The following is a 25,482-nucleotide window of genomic DNA, read 5'->3' as shown; positions in this document are numbered from 1 at the left end:
CTATAAAGTCATCTCATCAAGATTAAGCGGGAATAAATCCTTATTCTCCATCACTTGTGGTGACTTTTCTAAATATTGTTTTCGCATTGACCATAAAATCTCTAAATCCTTTGGATCTAACTTGGACAATGCATATATCATCGTGAAATCTGAACCATAATGGCCACGCAAGCTATCAGGTACTCCTTTGGGTCCTTCTCCACCTAGACGATTATTAAAGAACCCTTGAATACGACGACTATCTAAATCAATGATAATAAACCCTGACGCATCATATACATACAATGTATGATTTATACGCTTTAAAGCTCGTACCGTATTCGTTATAAAATATTGATCCTTCATGTCAATGAGGGATGACTCATAACCTGAATGGTAAAAGTCCCCATAATAATGAGCTCCTCTATCTGTAGATTCCAACAAATCCTTGAGTACGGATTGTTCTGGCCCACTAAAATCAGAGAAAGTTTTTACCATAGTAATCTCTCGTAAACCACGTTGGTAATTCTCGGTCTTCGGTGGCTCAATATGTTGGCCACGAAAGGTAATAGGCATCAACCGAAGTGTATTATCAGCTAAATTATAAATACCATACCCTTCATAACCTAGAAAGTACACTTGTGAGTCAATAGACTTCATCGCTAATATTCGTTTTGAAATGATGGCATCACTAGAATTTACTAATGTATGCTCTTCTGGGTCTATGCGTACTGTTTTACTGTCGTAATTGCCACCTACTGCAAGCCAATAGGACAGCCCCACTACAATTAATGCTAGTATGCATAAACCGATACGTTTTATATTCATTTATACTCCCTATGAATCCCCAAGCATAAAACGTAATAATATATTGCCATTACAGTAAGTCCCTATTAATATAATCCCAATTCTAGGTATAACTGTAAATTTTATTTTTAATATCTTTGTAGATTTCTATGCCAAACTTAATGTAGCTAATCGCTCGCTAATTGACATACCCTTATAGGTAAAAGTTGGTAACAACTCATGTAAAGGTTCTAAGACAAAGGTTCTATCCCAAAAATAAGGATGCGGTATAGTTAGAGTTTCATCACAAATGGAAATCATAGAACCGGCCTCATCAAAAGCCAAAATAATATCTAAATCTAATGTACGTGGTCCCCAGTGAATGAGTCGTTCACGACCAGCCTCTTGTTCTAAGGACTGAAGTACACTTAACATTTCATGAGGATTCAAAGCACTTTTACAAGACCACATGCCATTAATAAATGACGCCTGATCTGTATATCCCCAAGGTTCCGTTTCTATCAAAGAAGAACTAATAACCTCTGAAACGGTCTCATGCCCTTGCAATAGGTGAAAAGCGGAATTAATATAGCCTCTTTTATCACCTATATTTGAACCTACACTGATGTAATAGGTATACATCAAATTTGACCTCTTGTAGTGACAACCTCAACATAATCTAGGATACCAGCAATAGGTACAGATGGTTTGCGCACCGTTACAGATAAGCCAACGATACCTTGATAATGTTGGTATAAAGAGTCGGCAATAAGTGCACCTAAACGCTCTAATAAATTATGTTTTTCTCCAGTCATAACAGATTCTACAAGCTCATATACTTCTACATAATTGATAGAATCCTCTAACTGGTCACTTTGACCGGCCTTTGTAAGATCCGTAGTAATTTCAACATCTACAAAAAAGCGCTGTCCTTGCTCTTGTTCAGATGTCAAATTGCCATGGTATCCATAAAATGCCATATTTTTTAAAACGATTTTATCCATTATTCACCTCGTAATAGGCCATCTGCTACGGCCAAGGCGCGTTTGTGCATTTTCACATTATGAACACGCACCATATCAACACCTTGGAATACACCCGTAATACAAGCCGCTACCGTGCCTTCATCGCGTTCTTCTGGAGGCAAACCGCCCAACATAGAACCGATAAAACCCTTACGGCTAGGGGCAAGTAAAATAGGGTATTCATAAGCCGTTAATTCGCCTAAACGTTGCATAACTTCAATACTTTGCTCTTCTGTTTTACCAAAAAATCCAATACCTGGATCAAGCCAAATTTGTTGAGGTGTAATCCCCACCTTCAATGCTTTATCCACGGCATAGAAGAAGTATGCTTTCATATCTTCAATGATATCACCGTAGTTTGTATCATTGCTATTATGCATAATGATTACAGGCACCTTGTATTTTGCGGCTATTGCGGCCATATCAGGATCATAATGTAAGCCCCAAATATCATTTAAAATATGAGCGCCCTTTGAAAGTGCATAATCAGCAGTTTTAGCATGATAGGTATCGATAGATACAGGCACTGTAGATGCATTTAATACAGGTTCTATCAATAGAGATAAACGTTCAATTTCTTCATCTGCTGTTAATGGTGTACAGCCTGGACCCGTAGATTCTACGCCTAAATCGATAATATCAGCACCATCATTAATCATTTGCGTTACATGGGCTGCTGCTGCTTCTGGAGTATTGAATTTACCACCATCAGAGAAAGAGTCAGGCGTACCATTTAGTATCCCCATAATAAGGGTACGATCGCACAAAGATAAACTTTTGCCATCATTCCATGTATAATTTCTACGTTTAAACATTTGCCTGTCCTCCACCTAACATTGCCAACGCTTCGTCTCGTAATGTGCCAGTCTCTGCTAGCACACCACGACTTTCTAATGTAATAACCTTTGAATCTTGCTGCATGGTCCCTTTGATAAGCATACACAACTGAGTCGATGTAATGCGTACGAATACACCATGAGCAGATAAATCATTCATAATTGCATCTGCTAATTCTGATGCTAACCGCTCTTGTAGTTGCGGCCTCCGGCTAAGGATATTAACAACATCTTGGAACTTGCTAAGCCCTGCTACATAGCCATCCTTAGGCTGGTACACAATATCTACGGTTCCAAAGAATGGCAACAAGTGGTGCTCACACATAGAATAAAAAGGAATTCCTGTAACTGCTACAAGACCCTTATAATCAGTACTAAATGTTTCACCCCAGGCTGACTTTGTATCTAATCCTACGCCACTGAATAATTCACTATATAATTCTGTTACACGACTTGGTGTTTTCTCTAGCTCTGGCGCCTCTGTATCAACAGATAAAGCCGCTAAAAATTGCTTTATCCCGTCCTTTGCACGTTGATTCATCGGTCCTCCTAAACGATCTTCGTCGTCCAATCCTCAATATTCCAAATATCCGTAACCCAATCTTTATAAAATTCAGGTTCATGACTTACTAAAACGATAGTTCCTTTGAACTCACGCAAAGCACGACTTAATTCTTCTTTTGCATAAATGTCCAAGTGATTCGTTGGTTCGTCTAATACGAGTACATTGTACTTATTTTGCATCAGTTTACATAAACGAACCTTTGCATTCTCACCACCAGATAACACGCGCATTTGCGATGTAATATGCTCGTTAGTAAGGCCACAACGAGCAAGCGCTGCACGCACCTCTGCATTAGTCATTGCCGGATATTCGTTCCAAATATAGTCTAGTGCAGTTTCAGAATTGGATGGTGTATCCTCTTGAGCGAAATAGCCTATTTGTAGGAATTCACCTTTTACCAACTCACCACTTACAGGCTTTAATAAACCTAAAATTGTTTTCAACAATGTTGTTTTACCTAGACCGTTAACGCCACGAATAGCGATTTTTTTATTTCTTTCAATTTGAAAATCTACTGGTCGAGTCAACGGTTCATCATAGCCTAATTCCAAACCAAAGGCCTCTACAATAAAACGACTTGGCGTACGGCCCTCTTTAAAACCAAAACTTGGTTTAATGTACTCTTTTGGCTTTTCCAAAATTTCCATTTTCTCTAACCGTTTAGCTCGAGAATTTGCCATACCACGCGTTGCTACACGAGCCTTATTGCGTTGGATAAAGTCTTCCATGCGCTCAATTTCTTGTTGTTGACGCTCATAAGCCTTAGCCGCTTGCGCTTTTTTCACTTCATAAGCCGCTTGGAACTGATGATAGTCGCCAGTATAACGTGTTAAAACTGCTTGCTCAATATGATAAATAACATTGACTACGGAATTTAAAAACTCCATATCATGAGAAATCAAGATGAACGCATTTTCGTAGTTTTGTAAATAGTTTTGCAACCATTGGATATGCTCTACATCAAGATAATTTGTCGGTTCGTCCAAGAGCAAAATCGTTGGTTTTTCTAGTAAAAGTTTTGTAAGTAAAACCTTTGTACGCTGGCCACCGCTGAGCTCCGTAACATCTCTGTCAAGTCCAATATCCATAAGGCCCAAACCTGCAGCTGTACGCTCAATAACCGCATCAATTTCATAGAAGCCACGCTGCTCTAGAATTTCTTGCCACTCCCCAACTTGCTCGAGAAGCTTATTCATTTCATCTTCGGACACATCCCCCATGCGATTGTACGCATCATTAATGTTTTGCTCCATTACAAACAAATCATCAAAAGCTCGTTGCAATACGTCGCGAATGGTCATGCCCTTTTCGAGGACCGCATGTTGATCCAAATAACCTACAGTTACTTGGTTGGACCATTCAATTTTACCTTCATCAGGAGGTATTTTACCTGTAATGATATTTAGGAATGTAGACTTGCCTTCACCATTGGCACCAATTAACCCTACATGTTCACCTTTCAACAAGCGGAATGATGCATCATCTAAAATTTGTCGCGCTCCAAAACCATGGGTTACATTTGAAACGGTTAAAACACTCATATCTATCTCCACCGGAATAAAAGCCGTCTTGTTGAAGACGGCTTATTTCATACTTACTTAAATATTATATCTATTGTACCTTTTTGACCTCTATATGTCAAAATTGAACATCACTTACCCTCTGCATAGCGCAAGGCTACCACAGCCATAATCTTAGCGCCCTTAATCGCTTGCTCCAATCCATAGTCGGAACCTGCTGCACAAGTGAACTCTGGTGTATGAGCCTCTAAACCTAACCCAATCTGCAAAGTAGGCTGTGCTGTTGGTACTTCATAAGATACATTTCCTACATCTGTACTACCATCAGCCTCATCATCAGGCAATATACGGGGCGTTTCACCAAATTCAGTCATCACATCGTTAAAGAGATCTAATAGCTGTTTATCTTGACGCATATCCTTAAAGAGAGGCTCATAATGATGCATCTCAACACGGGCGCCATAAGATGCTGCAATTTCTTGAGCAGCCTCTTTGATAGCCGGCAAAATAATACCTTCTAAATCGTCCACCGTACTACCGCGAACAGTCATGCGAATCGTCGCCTTAGGAGTTACTACATTTGGTGCTGTACCAGCTTCGGTAAAAATGGTCCCTACAATAGCCCCTTTAGGGAATGTTTTCTTTAACTCTTTTATTTTTTGATATAAATCTACAGCACAGTCTAAGGCATTAATACCAGAGTCAGTTAATGATGCTATATGACAAGACCGTCCATGGAAGGTAATCTCTAGTGGATGTGTCGCTAATGATGTGCCCCCTACCTCATTTTCACCGCCTGGATGAATGATTAGTGCCGCCTCATAGCCCTTAAATAAACCAGCCTCAGCCATGTATACTTTACCACCAATAGTTTCCTCCGCAGGACAGCCAAAGAAGGTCGTTCCCCACGTTTCAGGTGCACTTTGGCTGAAGGCAATAGCCGCCCCTAAACTCATCATAGCAATGAGATTATGTCCGCAACCATGACCGAGTTCTGGTAGTGCATCATATTCACCTAAAAAGGCTATTTTATGCTGTGCAGTACCGTTATAGTCACCCCGTAACGCCGTTTGTAACTCTGGAAGATCAGTTAGCCCCACTTGAGATGTAAAATTATGTGTTTCTAAGAATTGGTTAATTACCTTAACTGCTTTATGCTCGTTTAAGCCCAATTCTGGGTTATCGTGTAAATATAAGGAGATATCGCGCAATTCCTCTGTCATACTATCTATGATGGCACAGGCACGAGCCTCTCGTTCTTGTAATGTCATAACTTCCCTTTTTAATTTCTCATTTATACTGTTTATTATTTATTCTATCTAAGAAGAATGTGTCTATTTCGTATAGGGATGAACAATTATGGTATTTGAAATATACCTAAAGTTAATCATCGCTCCTAGTGGTAATGTTTGATGCGGTGTTCCATGACCTGTTGGGACATAACATACAAAAGGTTCCAACAATTCAGGGTCTCTATTTTCCTCCATATAGCGTAACGCTTCATAGCCTAAATCGTAATCACGCTCATCATCGTCGCCTTCACAATCTGTAAAAGTACCAATCACTAAACCTTTAATACGACTCAATAAACCACTGAGACGAAATTGTTGCAACATACGATCTAGCTTATAAGGTGCCTCTCCTACATCTTCAATGAATAGTAATGTATCCTCCCAAGATGCATCCTCTAAAAAATACGGTGTTCCCGACAACATTGATAACATCGTCATATTGCCGCCCCGTAAAATACCTTCTCCTAGCTCAGTACCAATAGCACCACGAGGTGGTTCAGGTAAGGGTTCTATGACTTGTAATTTACCTTCTAAAGTATTAAATAAAACATCAATATCTGCTTTGCGTTCAGGCTTAAAATCTACGCCCATCGGCCCATGATAGGTAATGAGTCGGCTATATCGATTGATCGCCATGTGAAGTGCTGTACAATCACTATACCCAATAAAAGCCTTTCCATGCTTACGGATTGCTGTATAATCTAATAAATCTAGATAACGCATTGTTCCGTAACCACCGCGCAAAGCCAGTACCGCCTCACAAGGTGCGGTGGTCATCATATATTGAAACTCTCGGGCTTGCTCCTCTGGTGTACCGCCATACAAGCCTTTGCGATGTGCACTTTCACCAAAGAGTACTTTATAGCCCCTGAGGTTACAAATTTCTTCTATTCTATGTAAATCTTCATCGCTTGCACTGGCAGGTGCCATAATACCTATAGTCAGGCCCGGTGCTAAGCGCTTTGGTTCAATCCAGTTCATATATCCTCATAAAATACAACAAAAGACGTACACATAGTGTACGTCTTAAGTGTATCTTATTTGTATGCTTTTTTAAAGTCAACAAGGCCTAATGTAGTCCAGAAATAATTTTGAATACTTCCATTTGTTACATATGGTTGCGTTGTGAAATACAATGGCATTACTAGAGCTTCATCAAAAATCATCTGTTCTGCTTTATGCATCAACGCATCCCGTTCAGCCCCATTTGGTGTCGTACGAATACGAGCGATTAACTCGTTATAATCATCACTATGGTACTGACTATCATTGTCTTCAGCAGAAAATACTTCTAAGAAGTTTTGTGGATCACTGTAATCCGCAACCCAAGAGGCACGAGCAACTTGATATTTACCAGCTTCGCGGTCGGCTAAGAATACCTTTGTCTCTTGATTTTGTAAGCGCACATCTGCACCAAATGCATTGACCCAAGCATCTTGTACAGCTTCAGCAATCGCTTTATGTAATTCACTTGTATTATACAAAATCGTAATTGGAGGCAATGGATGATTTTTATCATAGCCAGCGTTTTTCAAGATTTCTTTAGCTTGTTCTACATCTTCATAAACAAGATAGCTACCCGCTTCACGGAAATCTTCACGTCCATTACTTTCAAGCATGCCGTAAGGAACAAAGGCATAGGCCGCCTCTTTACCACCGCGAACAATATTGTTGACGATGTTAGCACGGTTGATAACCATGGAGAAAGCTTTACGTACCTCAGGATCTGTGAACGGTTCTGCTTTTACATTGAATACGTAATAATAGTTACCAAGCATAGGTCCAATATGTAATAGACCTGCCTCTTCTAAGCGTTTTTGGTCCGCTACAGGAGGCTCAACCGTCATATCTGCTTCGCCACCTTCAACCAATGTAAGGCGTGTACTTTGGGATTCACTAATAGGCCAATTCATTTTCTCTGTTTTCACAGAATCTGCATCCCAATAGTCAGGATTCTTAATGAAATCCATTTCTCCATTATGCTTCCAGGATAGTAAGCGGTATGGACCATTAGATACAAATGTATCTGCATTAGCAGCCCAGTTTTCATGAGCCTCTACAGCTTTTTGGCTCACTGGATAATAGCTATGAGAAGCTAGTAATTTTAAGAAATACGCTGTTGGATTCTCTAAAGTAACTACTAATGTATTATCATCAGTGGCCTTAACGCCCACATCATCAGCTGTAGCGTCACCATTATTAAAGGCTTCGCCATTTTTTAATACATATAACATATATGCATTGTCCGCATGGACTTCAGGGTCTAATACGCGTTTCCACGCGTATTCAAAGTCATGAGCCGTCAAAGGCTCTCCATTAGACCATTTCAAATCAGGTCGTAAATGGAAGGTATACTCGCGACCATCATCAGAAATATCCCAGCTTTTAGCAAGTGCTGCCTCTGGTTCACTTTCATCATTTAAACGAACTAAACCGTCAAATAATTGAAGTTGAACTGTAGCCTCCGGAGAGGTAGTAGACTTCGCTGGATCCAATGTGGATGGTTCCTGCTCAATAACATATCGAATGGTATGCTCATCAATTGGTTGTTCCCCGCGAGGATAACCAAATACAAATAAGAGCACACTCACCCCAAGAGCAAGGACCATGAGTTTTAACAAATTTCGTTTATCCATCATGGCAATGCTTCCTCTACAAATTCTTTCATGATACGCCCTACTTGAGCGCCTAACTCTTTACCTCGGTCATTATCGATATCGCTCATCAAGAGGATAAAGCAGAAATGACCTCTAAATGTTTCTAATACGCCTCCATCGTGCTCTACGCGATCAAGGGATCCTGTTTTATGGTGAAAGCGTGTATCTTCGCCCCAATAAAATGGCAAGATATCACGGAATTGTTGGCGACCTAAAATATTCCACATTTCTCGGCCATAAGCATCTCTATCACGACATTCAAAAATGTGTTTATACAGACGAGCCAATGACAATGCAGTCAAATGGTTATCACGGCCTTCTGCTAGAGCGTCAAAGTCCATCATCATACGATTGAGTTCTATTTCATCTACACCAAGCTGTTCTGCACGAGCATTGATATTCTCCATGCCTAGAACAGTAATGAGTAAATTTGTCGCCATATTATCGCTAAGAACCATCATAAGACGACATAACTCAAGATACGTAAAGCTATGCTTTGCTACCAGTTCTTGTAATGCACCACCGCCTTCAACACGTGGTGTTCTAGATAGAGGAACTGTATCATTAAGATCCAACTGCTCTGTACGAGCTAAATGGAATACATACTCCATAACGAGTACCTTAATCAAACTTGCACTAGAGTGTACCGTATCTTCCCCTTTAGAAGCAATAATAGTCGGCTCCTCTTCATCGTCAAATTGAAGTACTACATAGGATATATTCCCCTTTGGTGCTAATTCTTTTATCACTGTATCGAGTTGATGTTCTAAGGACTTGCCAACAAGTAACTTTTCCATACTATTCTCCCATTATATGTGCCAGCATGCGATGCGGCGATCTGCCCAATCACGAAGAGGCGGACGTTCAGTAAAGCAACGACCTTCTGCCTCTGGGCATCGACCACTAAACAAACAACCTTTTGGTGGATTTAGTGGATTTGGTGGGTCCCCTTTAAGCGGTGCTCCAATTGGAGCATGTGGTATAACAGGACCATTTAAGGCGGTCAAAGCACGAGTGTAAGGATGTTGTGGGAATTCGTATAAATCCAACGCTGGACCTTCTTCCATAACAGCACCTAAATACATAACCACCATGCGATGACTAATGTAGCGCACCATGTTTAAATCATGAGAAATAAAGAGGTACGAAATACCATGTTGTTCTTGTAAACGTTCAAGCAATGTCATAATTTGTACTTGAATGGATACATCTAGTGCTGAAATCGGTTCATCACAGATGATGCACTGCGGCTGCATAATAAGAGCCCGTGCAATACCGATACGTTGACGTTGACCACCAGATAATTCATGCGCATAACGCTCACCAAAGGACATGTTCAAACCAACTTGATCAAGCACTTCTTTTACCCGAATAACGCGATCACGGGGTGTATACTTTGGATCGAGTTCCAAAGGTTCCTCTAAAATCGCATTAACCGTAAGACGTGGATTAAGTGATGCATAGGGATTTTGGAATACCATTTGCATCACAGGATGAACGGCTTTGCGATCTACATAGGGATCAATCTGACGACCATTCATATAAATAGAACCTGATGTAGCTTGATGTAAACCCATCAAAGTGTAGCCAAATGTAGATTTACCACATCCAGACTCCCCTACGATACCGAGGGTTTCCCCTGGTGATTGATATAGGCTCACGCCTTGTACAGCGTGTACCGTGTGTTTTGGCTTAAATAAGCCACCTGACAGAGTGAACTCTTTAACGAGGTTGTCAGTTTCCCATACGTAACTCATTAAAGTCCCTCCAACTTAGCTAACCAACATGTAAATTGATGATTTTCACCAACATTTGTAACCATAGGAATACGATTACCACAGATACGCATAGCCCACTTACACCGTGGATTAAATGCACACCCTCGTGGTAAATCAAACAGATCTGGGGGTTGACCTTCAACGGCTTTTAATTCACCATGCCATTTACCTTGTGGTAAAGCAAGTAACAAGCCCAATGTATACGGATGACGAGGTTCATTAAAGATACCTTCCACCGTAGCAGATTCAACACATTTACCAGCGTACATAACCATAACGCGGTCGCAAATTTGAGCAATAACACGTAAGTTATGAGAAATAAAGATAATGCCAATGCCAGCTTCTACAGCTAATGTTTGCATAAGGCGCAAGATTTGAGCCTCTGTTGTAATATCTAGAGCCGTTGTCGGTTCATCACAAATCAAAATCTTTGGACGACCTGCGACAGCCATGGCGATACAAACGCGTTGGCGCATACCGCCACTCAATTCATGAGGATATTGAGATAATCGTCTTTCCGGTGTTGAAAGACCCATCTTCTTTAACAAGTCGATGGCGATAGCTCGTTCGTCATAATCCTCACCATATGCATTGGTACGACGGATAACCTCATACATTTGCTCACCAATCGTCAGGATTGGATTCAAAGATGTCATAGGATCTTGGAATACCATCGCAACAGTAGTACCGCGGAGTTCATTCCAGTCATCTTCAGTAAATTCAAGGCAATCATTGCCATCAATCATAAATGTATCTGCTTTGATTTTTGTTTTACCATATGGTAGTAATCCCATTAAGGAATTAACTAGCACAGATTTACCACATCCGGATTCACCAACAATACCTAAAATCTCACCTGGTTGTAAGGAAATATCTTGATTGCGAATAACCCGTAAAGGGCCTTGGAAGGTATCGATGGTAATGGACACATTGCGCACATCAACAATTGCGTTATTCATTATCTATCTCCTTCCTTAGGGTCTAACACATTACGTAAGCCATCACCAAGGAATGCGAAACCAAGCATGGTAACGCTAATAGCAACAGCAGGGAAAATCAATTGGAATGGATAAGAGCGCATGCTACTAATCCCTTCAGAAGCAAGTACACCCCAGCTCGCCATAGGTGCATTTACACCTAAACCGATAAAGCTAAGGAATGCTTCTGTAAAAATAGCCTCTGGGATGGCCAATGTCAATGTAATAATGATTGGTCCCACACAGTTTGGCAAAATATGACGCAATAAAATGCGATATTTCGGAATGCCCATCGCTTCAGCAGCAATGATGTATTCTTCGTTTTTAACTTTCAAGATTTGGCTACGTACGATACGGGCCATATTCAGCCAGTACGCAATGCCCAATGCTACGAAAATAGATGTTAAGCCAGGGCCTAGTACAACCATCAGCAAAATTACATATAGTAAAAGTGGAATACCGTACAAAACATCTACAAGGCCCATCATGATGCGGTCAACCTTACCACCAAGGTAACCTGCAATACCGCCATAAGTAACGCCGATAACAAGATTGATAAACGCCGCTACAAAACCGATGGTTAAGGAAATACGAGCACCGTACATAACGCGCGTATAAATATCGCGACCTAATGTATCGGTACCAAACCAGTGACTAAAGCTTGGGCTTTGGTTCGCATCAATCAAAGATTGGTCTGCATAGGTATACGGCGAAATTAGGGGGCCTAAAATAGCTAATACAATCATAACCAAAATGATGGTTGCCCCTACTACGGCCAAGCGATTTACCTTAAATCTCGCCCATTTACTAGGACGTTTTATAAAGCTTGTAATTTCTTCTTGAGGAGTTCGTTCAATAGGTAAAAAATCTTCCTTATTCATCGGTCCCCTCCTCTGTCGTAACACGTGGATCAATTAACGGATAAATCATATCCACCAAAATATTAAGAAATACTACAAGAGCACTATAGAAAATCGTAATGCCAAGGATAACCGTATAGTCGCGGTTATAAATGGACGTTACGAAATACTGTCCAAGGCCCGGAATAGCAAAAATCGTTTCTACGATAAAGCTACCTGTCAAAAGGCTGGCAGCCAATGGTCCCAAATACGTAATAACTGGCAAAATAGCATTGCCTAGAGCATGACGTGTCAAAATAGTCCAAGAGCCCAAGCCTTTGGCGCGAGCTGTACGGATATATTCTTGTTGGTACACATCAAGCAAGCCACTGCGCGTTAAACGTGCAATGAATGCCATCGGTTGTGCAGCTAACGTTAATACTGGTAGTACCATATAAGATGGGCCACGCCATAAGGCCACTGGGAACCAGCCCAGTTCAAAGCCCACTACATATACAAGAACGGCACCAATAATAAAGGTAGGCACGGATATACCAATAGTAGATAATACGGTTACCGCGTAATCAACGATACCATTAGGACGCATAGCACTAATAGCACCGGCTGCAATACCACCTACTACAGCCACCATTAATGATAATAAACCGAGTTGTGCAGAAATTGGGAATGCATCGCTGATAATATCATTTACACTGCGGCCTTCATACTTATATGATGGTCCCAAATCACCAGTAATAACACCACCTAAATAATCACCATACTGCTTCCACACTGGATCATCAAGATGATACTTTGCTTCAATACTTGCTTTCACCTGAGGTGGTAATTTCTTCTCAGTTGTAAAAGGTCCCCCCGGAATTGCATGCATTAATGCAAATGTTACGGTAATGATGACCCATAAGATTATGATTGCGCCACCTAGGCGTCGAAATACATACCTTGTCATTGTCACTATCCTCCATAAAAAGTCTATCTGTTTTATTATACTACATTATGAAGTTAATTTCATGAATAGCATCATTACATTTACAGAACGCCCTACATAACGTACAATAAAATATATAGTATTTTGGAGGTGTCTATGACAGAAGTACCTAGAGTCTTAACAATTCAAGACATGAGCTCCATCGGCCGTTGTGCCCTAACCGTTATGATTCCAATCATCAGCGCTATGCGTTGCCAAGCGGTTCCATTGGCAACAGCTGTATTGAGTAATCATTTAGAATATCCACACTACGAGTTTGTAGATTTATCGGCACATATGAGAGATTTTATGGACTGTTGGGATAAAAACGAAATCGACTTTCACGCCATTGTAAGTGGTTTTTTAGCATCTCCAGAACAAATTCATCTCGTGGAAGAAGCTATCGATCGCTTCGGTAACAAAGGGCAAATGATTATCGTCGATCCTGCTATGGCCGATGATGGCCGCCTCTACTCGATTTATACACCTGATATGGTAGTAGCTATGCGCCAACTTGTTTCCAAAGCTCACATCGTAAAGCCTAATTACACGGAAGCTTGTTTCTTATTAGATATTCCATTCTCTACAGATCCTATTAGCGATGATGAATTGCGTGATCGTTGCAAAAGATTGCATCAAATGGGCCCTGACATGGTTATCATGACCAGCGTACCATCTGAAACACATGCGGTTATCGCTGTCTATGATGGACCAACTGATTATTTAAAAACTTATGATATTCCTCTTATCCCTGTGAAAGCTACAGGAACAGGGGATATCTTTACTGCTGTATTATCCGGTGCAGTAATGAGGGGATACTCACCTTATGATGCGGCAGAGTTGGCAATGAATTTTACCACTAAAGCCATTCAAGCTACAGTAGATACTGTAAAATCTATGAAACAAGGGGTAGCGTTTGAGCTAGTCTTGCCAGAATTAACTCAACTATAAGCTATAAAAAAGGGGAACTTATGGATTTACTCTATGTTGTATTACGAACACTGCTCATTTGTACTGTCGGTTTGCTTATCGCATTCCAAGGTCGCCGAATGGGCCTATCGATTTTTAATCTAACGGGGCGATTAAATCGACTACAATTTATCATATGCTTTATTGTTTTAATGATTTTGTTTCACATCGTCCACTACATTGATGATCTATTCTTAGACTTTGTTGTATCTTTACCGGCATATTGGTTTACACGAGTTGTTATATGGATCTTATTGGCAGCCTTATTCCCATTATCCTGCATCTTATTTGGCCGTCGTATTCACGATATTGGTTTCAATGCTTGGGCGGGGATTCTCTGGTCAGTAATCATCATTTTTATCAATACCTACTCTGCTGTATCACCATTTAATTACTTGCTTGAACTTTTTGTATGGCTCATCGGCTTCCTCTTTTGGGTTTTACCGGGACAACCGGAACCAAACCAATACGGAAACCCTCCATTTATGCCTATCAAGAGACCAACCTATGAGTCCATGCAGCATCCTAGATCAGAAACCGAACGTGAAATTAGAAAAACCGTTCGAAAACGTCGTAAAAAGCGTTAACTCATAACATATCCTACTTCATAAACCAAAAACGTATCTCTAGAAAGAGATACGTTTTTTTTACTATAAACTATGCAGTTATTTAATAATCAAGGCCTAGTAGTTCATGAGCAACATTAACTCAATCAATGTACAACCGATATAGGCAATAATGAACTTAACCTTTTGTTTTCGCATCCTATCATCGTCAGCAATTTTAAGTCGATTTGCAAGGAACCGTTTATCCCGAATTTGTAATAATAAATGTTTAATACGTTCTTGGCTTTCATTAGCAGTACATTCGTCACAATCAGATGTGAGTGTAGCTTGCTGCATGAAAATACGACGGTGCAATTTGCGCATTTGAATCTTAATATTATTATGTACAAATGCACTTTGCCACTGTTTCCGAGAATCAAAGTACATATACAGATATCTAGGAATATTCATAACCAAGAAGGAAATGATAAAAATCCCTAAAGAAATCAAGAAATATGTAGAAAATGAGAACTCTAACGTTTCTGTAGGCAAATAGTGATGCAAGATAATAAAGGTTATCCATACACCAATTGGCAACAAGAGAACTGCCGCAATATCAATAGAGCGAAGCCAGCTAGTACGGGTTGGTACATCTGGTACAGTAAATGTGTCTACTGGATCGTGAAACGCATAGTAATCTAACTGTAAAACGGATTGACTAGTACGAGGGTTCCCCAACAACACAGGGCCATTACTGCCGATATGTCGCTCTGGTAAAGGTATGAATTTCTTTACTTGCGTATTTGGTAATAAATCAAACTGGATAATCCCCTTTTTCTCAAAACGCATAGTAGACCCCTTCTCACCTAGCGCAATAGGATTGAAGAATATACCAAAGAGACTGAGGCACCAGTTACCTAGTAAGTGTAGGATAGAGTTTAAAATAAACCCACCTGTATCTATATTATTTGTATCGAGACGAATCGCAAAGGATGATGAATAATCATCAAACCATAAATCCTCTAAGGTGAATTCCACATTGATCACATTCCCCCATTTAGTAATAATGGATAGGAATATTTGGTTGTTTGGTTCAAATTCAAAGGTTACAGCGTAAAAGAACCAATGATTACGAAGAGCAGCCCGCAACATACGATTGACTGTATCCTCTTCTATATATAGTAAACGATGGTCAAACAAATCTTGTTCTACAGGTGCTTTTTCTATAGTAGGCACCTTATCCACCGCCGTATCACGATCAGATAATGCTTCATCCACCAAAGCTCGTAATTTGGTGAAGATCTTAGTCATAACCCCTCCAAGGGCAACAAAAAAAGCTTTTGATATACAAATTATACCATATATTGCATGATTTATCGATAAAAGATACTACCTATACTATTAAATATAGGTATACATAAAGCCCCTTTTTACATAGCAAAAGGGGCTTTATTACTGTAGTTTAGTATTTAATCTATTATAAAAGTTAATAGTTATAATAGATAATTTAGCTCATATTTGTTTTTATTGAATACTTGCCATAGATAGGTAACAATATTCGTAGAAATGACCACGAAGTGCAATTAGCTCTTCATAAGTTCCATCTTCTATAATTTGACCTTTATCCATAAATAAGATACGGTCCATTTGCTCTAATCCTTCCAACTGATGTGTAATGTATAAGCATGTTTTATCCTTTACATATTCCATCAAATCACGATGTAGAGCTTTTCTTGTTACTTGGTCTAAACCTTCTAATGGTTCATCCAATAAAACAATTTGTGGATTCCGCAAGAATAATCGAGCTAACGCAACCCTTTGACGTTCACCACCACTTAAACCATGACCACCACTACCAACTATCGTATTAAGACCAGCTGGCAATCTATCCACTACAGAGCGCAATGAAGCTCGATCGATAGCACGCTCTAGATCAGCTGCGGAAGCATCCGGTCTTGCTAGTCGAATATTATCCTCAAAGGATGCATGGAAGATATACGTATCTTGCGTAATAGTGCCTAATGTATTACGCCATGTATCGATAGAAATATCCTTTAATTCTACGTCACCTACATGGATAGAACCACCATAATCATATAAACGCTCAAGCATATTAAATAATGTAGTCTTACCAGAGCCACTAGCGCCAACAATGGCAACCGATTGACCTTTTTTAATTTCTAATCTTAGGTGTTCATAAATACGACGCTCTTTAGTATAACCAAAGGATACATCGGTAAATGTGATTTCTCGATTAGCATTGAATGGTTTTGGTAATGTTGGTTCTACCACAGGCATCGTCTCATTGGCGAGTGCCATGAGACGACTTGTAGCCACCTTACTTTCAGCACCATGATGAACAGCCGCAATCATAGGTTGTAGTGCCTCAAACCATGCTTGTGTACCAATGGCAGCAACAGCTACCATAACGCTAGCCCAAGCGCCTGTCAAAGCATTAGCCGCCAATATGGCAACGATAACAACTGTAATTTGTACACCACCTAAGAATAGGGTATTTCCTAAGTTCATACCACGCTCAATAATCCTCTTATTAGCATCCACAGTATGCATCATATGTTGAATACGATGATATACTAGATTTTCATTGCCATAGCTAATGACATCTTCTAGGCTATCCATGGTATCACTTAATAGTGATTTATACGCCCCTTGTTGAGGTCCAATCGCCGTCAGTGATTGTTTATTATGCGCATATATAACAAAAGGCAATATCAAACCTAATATTAAGGCTGACAAAACTATAGGTGTAACTATACTACTATCAATCGTAGATACACCATAAGCAACTAAAACAGTTAGAGCAATGGCTGCTACAGGAGGAATTAGTGTACGTAAGTAGAAGAATTGTAATACCTCTATATCCCCCATTATACGGCCTAACATATCACCTGCACCAAAGCGTTTAAGAATAGCCGGTGCCAATGGTTCCAGATGAGCATAGAACCATACACGCAAACCATATAGTCCTTGGAATGCCATCCGATGAGAGGTATAGCGCTCAAAATAACGACATACAGCACGACTTACACCAAAGAATCTAACTCCAACGATGGCTAAGCTCAAATAGGTAAGACCTGGTTGCAATGCTGCTGAGGCCAATAGCCACGCAGATACAGTCAAAAGCCCTACATTCATGAATACCGTTAAGAATGTAAAAATCAAAGCTAATACTAACGACCACTTTGCAGGGCTCAGCACAGTAAATAATAATTTCCATCCTTGTATGCCCAGCTTAGAAGTTGAAACCTCAGGAGTCTGTATTGTATCTTTCCCCAATACGTAAGCATCTTGATTATCTACCCGAATTAAATTATCAATTTCTTCTCTATGTTCTAAGCTAAATGACTTTTCTGTTTTTAATTGTTCTTCAATAGTTGAAGAAAATTCACCTAAACCAGAGGTAACAAGGTCCTTAAAATAACCATCTACTGCGAGAAGCTTCGCATAAGAACCTTGTTGAATAATACGTCCATGTTTCAAAACGTATAGTGTAGATGCCCAATGCATCGTTTGTAGACGATGACCAATGATAATGACGATTTTATTATCCATCAAACGTTTGATAGCACTACTTATAATAGCTTCTGTTTTTACATCAAGATGTGCCGTCACCTCATCGAGAATTAACACTTGGCCCTTTCGTAAAAATGCACGTACTAAGGCAACCCGTTGACGTTCGCCACCACTCAGACCTAAGCCACCCTCTCCGATAACCGCATCAAGGCCCTCTTGTTGTCTACTAATTACATCTAGTAGCTGTACTTCTTTACAAGCCTCTATGATTTCTTCATCACTTACATTCATTCCAAAGGATAATACGTCACGCAAGGTCCCTTTCATAATATGAGGGTGTTGAGATACATAGGTAATTTGTTGGCGCCACCACTCAATATCGATGTCACATAGATCAAGACCATCTATAGTAACACTGCCTTTAGGAGCAGTTAAAAATCCCCCAATAATATGGGCAATTGTAGATTTCCCTGCTCCACTTTCACCAACAAGCATGATCGGAGAATTACGTTTAGCCTCTAATGAAATATGTTGTACACCATTTTCACTATCTGCATAGGTAAAAGTTAAGTCCTTAATTTCAATTGCTTGTACCTTACCTTTAAGTTGAGATTGACCACCTATAGGCAACGATGGCTGGCGATTCATAAACTCTTCGTATTTTAATATCGATGTCTTACCTGCCATACCCGTATGGAAGGCAGCCCCCAATTGTCTAAATGGCGTATAGAACTCTGGCGCTAATAGCAAAATAAAGAAAGCTGAAAAGAATGAGATTTCACCATCCAATAATGTTAAGCCCAGGTATACCGCAATCAATGCTGTACTAATAGTACTTACGAGCTCAAGAACTAGAGCAGATAAAAACGCCACACGCAATACTCGTAATGTAGAGTCTTTAAACTCCTCAGATAAACGACCAATAACCTTAATTTGATCCTTTGCACGACCAAAAAGTTTTAATGTTGTAATACCTTGCAATACATCAAGAAAATGACCAGATAAGAAGCTCATACGCTCCCACTGTTCTTTATTAAGACGATCCGCTTGCTTACCAATTAAGATCATAAAGAATGGAATTAATGGTACTGTGATAATTAGAATGATACCAATAATAGGTAATGTATCTACAATAGCAATCCCCATAATAAGAGGAATCATAATAGCATATAGAATTTGAGGAATATAACGAGCTACATAAGCATCTACTTGCTCTAATCCATCAGTAAGCATATGTATCACATCGCCATGGCGTTCCTTATGTTGCACACCAAGTTTAAACATATGCTCTAAGGCCCGTTTTCTAAAGGTTGCTTTTACCGCACTACCTAATCGATTTGCTACGGATTCTTGTATATAATGTGCAAGCAATCTTACAATAATAGCAATTCCTAAATAGATAATAGTATACCTTTCATCATGTAAGGTATTCTCTGAAAATATAAAATTATTAATTAAGGTTCCAAAGAACCAAGCTTGCCCAACAATAGCCAAACTCTCTACTAAACAGGTTAATCCTAGTAGTAATAGCTGACCTTTATGTTCTAGCAGCGCTTTAAAAGCGGTACGCTGTATCATAGTATCCTCTACGGTAAAAGTATTAAAAATATAAAATTAAATCGATTAGACTACCCCTAACTAAGTCTAAATTAAATTTTGTTTAAATATAATCTAAGTTAGCCCAAGTGAATCTAAATTTATCAATATTATATCCATCTTACCACAAAAAAGAGGCGTGCCGCTACGACACGCCTCACATTGAGACCTAAATTTTACAATTCACTAGAATTATAATTCTATTCTATTAATAGTGTAAGTCTTTTTCAGATACACGATGACGGAATGTCCAGTATACCCAGATTTGGTAAGCCAAGATAATTGGCACAAATACAAAGGCTACACAAGTCATCAATGTCAATGTGTAAGTAGAGTTACTTGCATTTGCAATAGTTAAGCTCCACTCAGGATTCAAAGAAGAAACCATGATGCGAGGGAACAAACCAGCAAAGTAAGCAGCCGTTACAGAGATAACGGATAAGGAGCTAAATACAAAGCCCCATTTTGTATTACGAGTACGTGCTGCGCCCCAAGAAATGAGGAAGAACACGATTGCCAACGCAAAGCAAACGATTGCTAATACAGAGTTGAACAAATCTGTAAATACATAAGTTGCACCTACCAATGCTAAAGCACCGATAGCTGTAGGAACACCAACTACCAAAGAAGCTGCACGAGCGCGTTCAGAAACAGCACCAGCTGTTTTGATAGAAGTGAACAAGCCACCATGGTATGTGAACACCAAGATAAACGCGATGCCACAAAGCACTGTGTATGGGCTTAACAAATCAAAGAATGTGCCTACATACGTCATGCTTGCATCGATTGGTGTACCTTGGATCAAGTTACCAACCGTAACACCCCACAATAATGCAGGAATCAAGGAACCAAAGAAGATGCAGTAGTCGAAAGTTTTACGCCATAACAAGTTAGGGCTCTTGGAGCGGAATTCAAAAGATACGCCACGGATAATAAGAGCCGCAAGCATTAAGAATAACGCTAAATAGAAACCACTAAACAATGTAGCATATACATGAGGGAAGGATGCAAATAATGCACCACCAGCAGTGATCATCCATACCTCGTTACCATCCCAAACAGGACCCAAGGCATTGATCATTTGACGACGTTCAACGTCAGTTTTACCGATGAATGGTAATAAAATACCGGTACCATAGTCAAAACCTTCTAATAAGAAGAAGCCAGCGAATAGTATAGTAATTAAAATAAACCATACCACTTCAAGGTTATTAAAAATTAATTCCATAATCTCGCCTCCTCTTTTTCAACTACATCGTGAGATGGATTGCCATCTGGACCTTTTTTGATGTGTTCTACAGCAAGGTAGAGAGCCGCAATAGCTGCTACGATATACACAACTGTAAAGCCGATGATAGTAGTCATAATTTCTGGAGCTGTAACGGCTTTAGAAGCACCGTCTGCAGTTAATTGCAAGCCATTTACAAGCCATGGTTGACGACCTGCTTCTGCTACAAACCAACCTGTGGAATGAGCAATGAATGGCAATGGCAATGTCCAGAACATAATTTTTAAGAATGTGCGATTACCAACCAATTTGTCTTTTGCATTAAGGATAAGACCTACGAATGCAACAAGCAACATAATGGAACCAGCTGCAACCATGACACGGAATGTCCAGAAGATTGCTGGAACATCTGGAATATAGTTACCAGGACCATATTGAGCCTCGGATTTAGCTTGAAGATCTTTGATACCTTCTACTTTACCAGAAGTAAAGGAATTTTGAGTTAAGAAGGACAAACCACCAGGGATTTCAATTGCACCCGTATTCTTTTGAGCTTTAGTATCAATGTTAGCTACCAAAGAGAATGGAGCAGGATCTTGTGTTTCCCACAATGCTTCCATAGCAGCCATTTTCATAGGTTGTACTTTTGTAATGTATTGACCTTGATGATGGCCTGCCAAAGCGCCTAAAGTACCGAATACAAGAGCAATAACCATGCCCCATTTAGCGGAGCGACGATAGAAATCTGTCGCATTGTTGCGCAATAAGTGCCAAGCACTGATGGCCATGATAATTACGCCTGCTGTTAATAAACCATTTAACACGATATGGAAGAATTGGCCTGGTACATAACCATTTTGAACAATTGTTAAGAAATTGTCCATTTCTGCACGGCCATTACGGATTACATAACCTACAGGATGTTGCATGAAGGAGTTTGCTACGAGAATCCAGAATGCAGATAGGTTTGTACCTAATGCCACCAACGTAGCTACAAGAGCGTGAACAGTTTTATTCAAGCGGTCCCAACCGAAGATCCATACACCCATAAATGTAGATTCCAAGAAAAATGCCATTAATGCTTCAAGGGCCAATGGAGCGCCGAAAATGTCACCCATAAAACGAGAATATTCTGCCCAGTTCATACCGAAATGGAATTCCTGAACAATACCAGTTACCACACCCATAGCAAAGTTAATTAGGAACAATTTGCCCCAGAATTTTGCCATTTTTTTGTATACTTCTTTACCAGTAGACACATATGTCCACTCCAAGATAGCTACAGTCACTGTCATGCCTAGTGTGAACGGCACAAACAACCAGTGATAGATAGATGTTAGCGCAAATTGTATTCGAGCTAAATCTACAGCTTCAAACATGTGTTTTCCTCCTTAGAATAAATACCTACATCACTTGATGGGCTTTTACCAAAATCTTGTATCATTGAGCTTGTAAATACGGCAATGCTTCAGACTCAATCAACTGTTCACGTTGGGCAAGGGTTTTAAAGTTAACCTTCTCCAACTGATTGATTAATTGGTCCTGAATCGTCCCCATAGCTTCATTGATAGCACAATGCCCCATACAAGATTTAGAGCAAGAACCTACATCATATAAACACCGTTGTAAATACGCATCCCCTTCTACCGCTCTAATTACATCGAGCAATGAAATCTCTTGAGGGTCTCGATTGAGGGCAAACCCACCATCTACACCACGAAAGGATTTCATAATCCCGGCTGCAATGAGACTACGCATAATCTTGAGCAAAAATCGTTCTGGAATCAATTCTTGCTCAGCCAATACAGCACCCGTTAGCTTCGTTCCCGAAGGTAACAACGCCATATGTAAGACCATGCGAAATGCATAATCCGTGGCCTGATTTAACTTCATAAGGTCTCCTTTCTCGTGCACTCGGACAAACGTATTACTAAATCTAGTATAATCGAAATAAAACAATACTGCAATGGTATTGTTTTATATATTGAGAATTAACATATATAGTTTTTAATCTCACAAATTAGATACAACCTGAATACTTTCATGCTTGTAAAAACAGTTTTTGAATTCTATTATCAAAAAAGACTGCCCACAAATGGACAGTCTTAATATATTATTTTGTAATTTCTCGAACGAGATGTGCCATTTCAGGAATGATGAGTTTACTCATTGCCAAAGTAACAGCCCCTACAGAGCCAGGAACAGAGAATATTAACGTGTTATTGTTCACCCCAGCTTCTGCACGAGAAGCCATCGCCTTAGTCCCAATATCTTCCATATAGGACAAATATCTAAAGATTTCCCCAAAACCAGGGATATGTTTCTCATAGAGACTATTTGCCGCTTCAATTGTTACATCGCGCTTAGCAATTCCCGTTCCCCCTGTAGAGATGATAACATCAATAGATTCATCATTACACCAAGGAATCATAGCATTTCTAATTTCATCGTAATCATCAATGACAATTTTACGATCAGCTACGATATGTTCAGCTTGCTCTAAAAACTCTTGAACCTTGTTGCCCCCTTTATCAGTTTCAAAAGTACGCGTATCAGAAACAGTTAACACCGCAACACGTAATGGTCTTGCTAATACTTCGTAAGACATAATTCCTCCTAGAATAAAGGCATAATAGATGCCAATGTTGTCCATCCATTATCGCGTAATATATCACGCAATGCCCAAGAATACTTGATAAATGGTGCGCAATGTAGGCGCAACCAGAAAGATAGATACGGTGTATCACCTTGGAATATAGCTAATCGATCTAAGGCATAGAGATTATCACCAGGCTTAACTGTACCTGGTTGAACGGTAAAAGCCATTTTATAACCAGATTGTTTAGTTACATATTGAACGAGCATATCGTTAAACCCACCAGGATATGCTAGATAATCAATAGGCTCACCCAAAATCCCCTCCAAAGAAGTCTTCCCACCAAGAAGAGCATCCGGTAATTCGGTCGGGTCAATTTTTGTTAAGATTTTATGATGATTTGTATGGCCTTGAATATCAAATCCGCTCGCTTCCATTTGGTGCATTTGTTCTGTAGTGACAAAACCAGGCGTATTAGCTGCATCACTAATCATAAACAAAGTAGCTTTCATATTATATTCCTTTAGTATAGGCAATACATTGTTGTAATTATCGACGTAGCCATCATCAAAGGTTATAACAATTGGCTTATTAGGTAATTCAGTACCATTTTGTAGGTAATCATACAATTGATCTAAAGTAATCGTATTATACCCCTGATTATGTAGATATGCCATCTGTTCTCTAAACTGATCTACATGAAGAGTCAATGCAGAATGCTTTTCATCATTCACTTGATGATAGTTTAGTACAGGGACACCATAAATCTTATAATCAGTAGACAGCCCCCACATAACGCCAAATGAGATAGCTAAAATTGCAATACATATTGCGAGAAAACATAATATTTTTTTAATACAGCTCTTGCCATATTTATACATATAAACTAATCACTCCAATCTACTCACATACACAATGAGAATACCATATTTGTGACTGTATTATCAAGAAAAGACAATATAAATAATTAATAAGAATAAATATAAGACGTCATAATTATGATAGTTATAGGGAGCAGAATTAAATAAATTACATAAACCTAAATTTCTCAGCTGCTGTACGATTCGATACCATAGATGCTACGCACCGCGGTATCGGTTTAGAGGTAGTTGACCTCCTACCATTAGATGCGGCTTCCTATCACTCCTCACTGTGGATTTCCCTTCTCTGCTTCGCAGCTCGGTAAATCTTACGTTCGGAAGAAAGTGATGCAGTGAATCTGTCGTCGTTTCACTCCTCCATCTTCTACTGCCCTACTTTTCCCAACTCCGTCTGACACGGACACCTAGATATATAGTACCTCTACAATTTAAAGTTACTCAACTAGTTTACGGTTCGGTAACATTGGCACGTTGTGTCGCGTTACCGTGTAGATTTAGTTTGCCTCCTATCATTAGACGCAGCTTCCTATCACACTCGCCCATGGCAGTATATAATACATTATGCAAATGTACAGAATAAACTATAGGGCTTCGTCGAAGGTGATGTGTGGGCCCCATGCGTCGTTTTACTCCTCTGTGGCCTCACACCCTACCCTTCCCACGCCGTCCTACAGATTACTATCCATAGATAATACTTGTCCAACCTTGGCTGGAGACGGCTCTAGCATGATAAGCTAGTCGAAGACTAGCTAAAAGAAAAAGGCCTACCTTTAGGTAGACCTTTTTCTTTTAGTCAATCAGCAGCTTCCTATCCTCCCAGGCCGTCTCCAGCCAAGTACTTTCGGCGTTTATGAGCTTAACTACTGTGTTCGAGATGGGAACAGGTGGATCCTC

23 protein-coding genes and 1 rRNA gene are annotated in these 25,482 nt (G+C 39.7%); 2 read left to right on the top strand and 22 right to left on the bottom strand.

Going from position 1 to position 25,482, the window contains the following annotated elements; all coding sequences use genetic code 11:
• The 14 genes from KH109_RS04935 to KH109_RS04870 all read right to left on the bottom strand — a co-directional run bounded on the left by KH109_RS04935 (position 1) and on the right by KH109_RS04870 (position 13,221).
• A complete protein-coding gene (locus KH109_RS04935; RefSeq protein ID WP_005387227.1) occupies positions 1 to 807 on the bottom strand; it encodes a hypothetical protein in 807 nt (268 codons plus the stop codon).
• Between the two features lie 126 nt (positions 808 to 933).
• Complete coding sequence (gene folK / locus KH109_RS04930; RefSeq protein WP_178885365.1) at positions 934 to 1,407, bottom strand: 2-amino-4-hydroxy-6-hydroxymethyldihydropteridine diphosphokinase; 474 nt, start codon at positions 1,405 to 1,407, stop codon at positions 934 to 936.
• A complete protein-coding gene (folB, locus tag KH109_RS04925; protein ID WP_005387223.1) occupies positions 1,407 to 1,769 on the bottom strand; it encodes a dihydroneopterin aldolase in 363 nt (120 codons plus the stop codon). The genes folK and folB overlap by 1 nt, the downstream gene beginning before the upstream one ends.
• Positions 1,769 to 2,605 (bottom strand): dihydropteroate synthase, encoded by an 837-nt coding sequence (gene folP, locus KH109_RS04920; RefSeq protein WP_295216386.1) that lies wholly within the window; start codon positions 2,603 to 2,605, stop codon positions 1,769 to 1,771. Before folP ends, folB begins: the two co-directional genes overlap by 1 nt.
• On the bottom strand, positions 2,598 to 3,167 hold the full coding sequence (folE, locus tag KH109_RS04915; RefSeq protein WP_295216383.1) for a GTP cyclohydrolase I FolE: 570 nt from the start codon (positions 3,165 to 3,167) through the stop codon (positions 2,598 to 2,600). Before folE ends, folP begins: the two co-directional genes overlap by 8 nt.
• An 8-nt stretch (positions 3,168 to 3,175) precedes the next feature.
• Positions 3,176 to 4,732 carry an ABC-F family ATP-binding cassette domain-containing protein gene (locus tag KH109_RS04910; RefSeq protein ID WP_119206318.1) on the bottom strand — a complete coding sequence of 519 codons (1,557 nt, stop codon included), beginning with the start codon at positions 4,730 to 4,732 and terminating at the stop codon, positions 3,176 to 3,178.
• A 110-nt stretch (positions 4,733 to 4,842) separates the two neighbouring features.
• Positions 4,843 to 5,982 (bottom strand): amidohydrolase, encoded by a 1,140-nt coding sequence (locus KH109_RS04905; protein WP_295216382.1) that lies wholly within the window; start codon positions 5,980 to 5,982, stop codon positions 4,843 to 4,845.
• Positions 5,983 to 6,045: 63 nt separating this feature from the next.
• A complete protein-coding gene (locus KH109_RS04900) occupies positions 6,046 to 6,984 on the bottom strand; it encodes an LD-carboxypeptidase (RefSeq protein WP_295216381.1) in 939 nt (312 codons plus the stop codon).
• Positions 6,985 to 7,040: 56 nt separating this feature from the next.
• Positions 7,041 to 8,642, bottom strand: coding sequence for a peptide ABC transporter substrate-binding protein (locus KH109_RS04895; RefSeq protein WP_295216379.1), 1,602 nt, complete (start codon positions 8,640 to 8,642; stop codon positions 7,041 to 7,043).
• A complete protein-coding gene (locus KH109_RS04890; protein WP_295216377.1) occupies positions 8,639 to 9,457 on the bottom strand; it encodes a serine hydrolase in 819 nt (272 codons plus the stop codon). The genes KH109_RS04895 and KH109_RS04890 overlap by 4 nt, the downstream gene beginning before the upstream one ends.
• Positions 9,458 to 9,469: 12 nt before the next feature.
• Complete coding sequence (locus tag KH109_RS04885; RefSeq protein ID WP_105086142.1) at positions 9,470 to 10,417, bottom strand: oligopeptide/dipeptide ABC transporter ATP-binding protein; 948 nt, start codon at positions 10,415 to 10,417, stop codon at positions 9,470 to 9,472.
• Positions 10,417 to 11,397 carry an ABC transporter ATP-binding protein gene (locus tag KH109_RS04880; protein WP_295216374.1) on the bottom strand — a complete coding sequence of 327 codons (981 nt, stop codon included), beginning with the start codon at positions 11,395 to 11,397 and terminating at the stop codon, positions 10,417 to 10,419. The genes KH109_RS04885 and KH109_RS04880 overlap by 1 nt, the downstream gene beginning before the upstream one ends.
• The gene (locus KH109_RS04875) at positions 11,397 to 12,296 is read right to left on the bottom strand and encodes an ABC transporter permease (RefSeq protein ID WP_024066371.1); all 900 of its coding nucleotides are present in this window, start codon (positions 12,294 to 12,296) and stop codon (positions 11,397 to 11,399) included. Before KH109_RS04875 ends, KH109_RS04880 begins: the two co-directional genes overlap by 1 nt.
• Positions 12,289 to 13,221 carry an ABC transporter permease gene (locus KH109_RS04870; RefSeq protein WP_105094737.1) on the bottom strand — a complete coding sequence of 311 codons (933 nt, stop codon included), beginning with the start codon at positions 13,219 to 13,221 and terminating at the stop codon, positions 12,289 to 12,291. The genes KH109_RS04875 and KH109_RS04870 overlap by 8 nt, the downstream gene beginning before the upstream one ends.
• Positions 13,222 to 13,356: 135 nt before the next feature.
• On the opposite strand from KH109_RS04870, the gene KH109_RS04865 reads away from it, so the two are divergent.
• Both KH109_RS04865 and KH109_RS04860 read left to right on the top strand, forming a co-directional pair.
• Positions 13,357 to 14,190, top strand: coding sequence for a pyridoxamine kinase (locus tag KH109_RS04865; protein ID WP_156719810.1), 834 nt, complete (start codon positions 13,357 to 13,359; stop codon positions 14,188 to 14,190).
• 20 nt (positions 14,191 to 14,210) lie between these two features.
• Positions 14,211 to 14,795 (top strand): DUF805 domain-containing protein, encoded by a 585-nt coding sequence (locus KH109_RS04860; protein WP_295216366.1) that lies wholly within the window; start codon positions 14,211 to 14,213, stop codon positions 14,793 to 14,795.
• A gap of 96 nt (positions 14,796 to 14,891) precedes the next feature.
• Here the strand turns inward: KH109_RS04860 and KH109_RS04855 are convergent, their stop codons facing one another.
• The 8 genes from KH109_RS04855 to rrf form a co-directional block, all read right to left on the bottom strand.
• Complete coding sequence (locus KH109_RS04855; RefSeq protein ID WP_295216364.1) at positions 14,892 to 16,064, bottom strand: hypothetical protein; 1,173 nt, start codon at positions 16,062 to 16,064, stop codon at positions 14,892 to 14,894.
• A gap of 213 nt (positions 16,065 to 16,277) precedes the next feature.
• Positions 16,278 to 19,865, bottom strand: a complete 3,588-nt coding sequence (gene cydD / locus KH109_RS04850) for a thiol reductant ABC exporter subunit CydD (protein WP_295216361.1) — start codon at positions 19,863 to 19,865, stop codon at positions 16,278 to 16,280.
• A gap of 226 nt (positions 19,866 to 20,091) precedes the next feature.
• Positions 20,092 to 21,111, bottom strand: coding sequence for a cytochrome d ubiquinol oxidase subunit II (cydB, locus tag KH109_RS04845; RefSeq protein WP_295216359.1), 1,020 nt, complete (start codon positions 21,109 to 21,111; stop codon positions 20,092 to 20,094).
• On the bottom strand, positions 21,102 to 22,490 hold the full coding sequence (locus tag KH109_RS04840) for a cytochrome ubiquinol oxidase subunit I (RefSeq protein WP_295216357.1): 1,389 nt from the start codon (positions 22,488 to 22,490) through the stop codon (positions 21,102 to 21,104). The genes cydB and KH109_RS04840 overlap by 10 nt, the downstream gene beginning before the upstream one ends.
• A gap of 61 nt (positions 22,491 to 22,551) precedes the next feature.
• Positions 22,552 to 23,004, bottom strand: a complete 453-nt coding sequence (locus KH109_RS04835; RefSeq protein WP_295216354.1) for an Rrf2 family transcriptional regulator — start codon at positions 23,002 to 23,004, stop codon at positions 22,552 to 22,554.
• A gap of 220 nt (positions 23,005 to 23,224) precedes the next feature.
• A complete protein-coding gene (locus KH109_RS04830; RefSeq protein WP_295216351.1) occupies positions 23,225 to 23,719 on the bottom strand; it encodes a MogA/MoaB family molybdenum cofactor biosynthesis protein in 495 nt (164 codons plus the stop codon).
• 8 nt (positions 23,720 to 23,727) lie between these two features.
• Positions 23,728 to 24,588: a polysaccharide deacetylase family protein gene (locus tag KH109_RS04825; protein ID WP_295216348.1), complete on the bottom strand. Its 861-nt coding sequence runs from the start codon at positions 24,586 to 24,588 to the stop codon at positions 23,728 to 23,730.
• 795 nt (positions 24,589 to 25,383) lie between these two features.
• A 5S ribosomal RNA gene (gene rrf, locus KH109_RS04820) occupies positions 25,384 to 25,482 on the bottom strand; the annotation flags it as partial.

Origin of the sequence: Veillonella sp. (assembly GCF_018381775.1) — a bacterium.
GTDB lineage: Bacteria > Bacillota > Negativicutes > Veillonellales > Veillonellaceae > Veillonella.
This window is presented reverse-complemented; position numbering and strand designations above follow the sequence as displayed.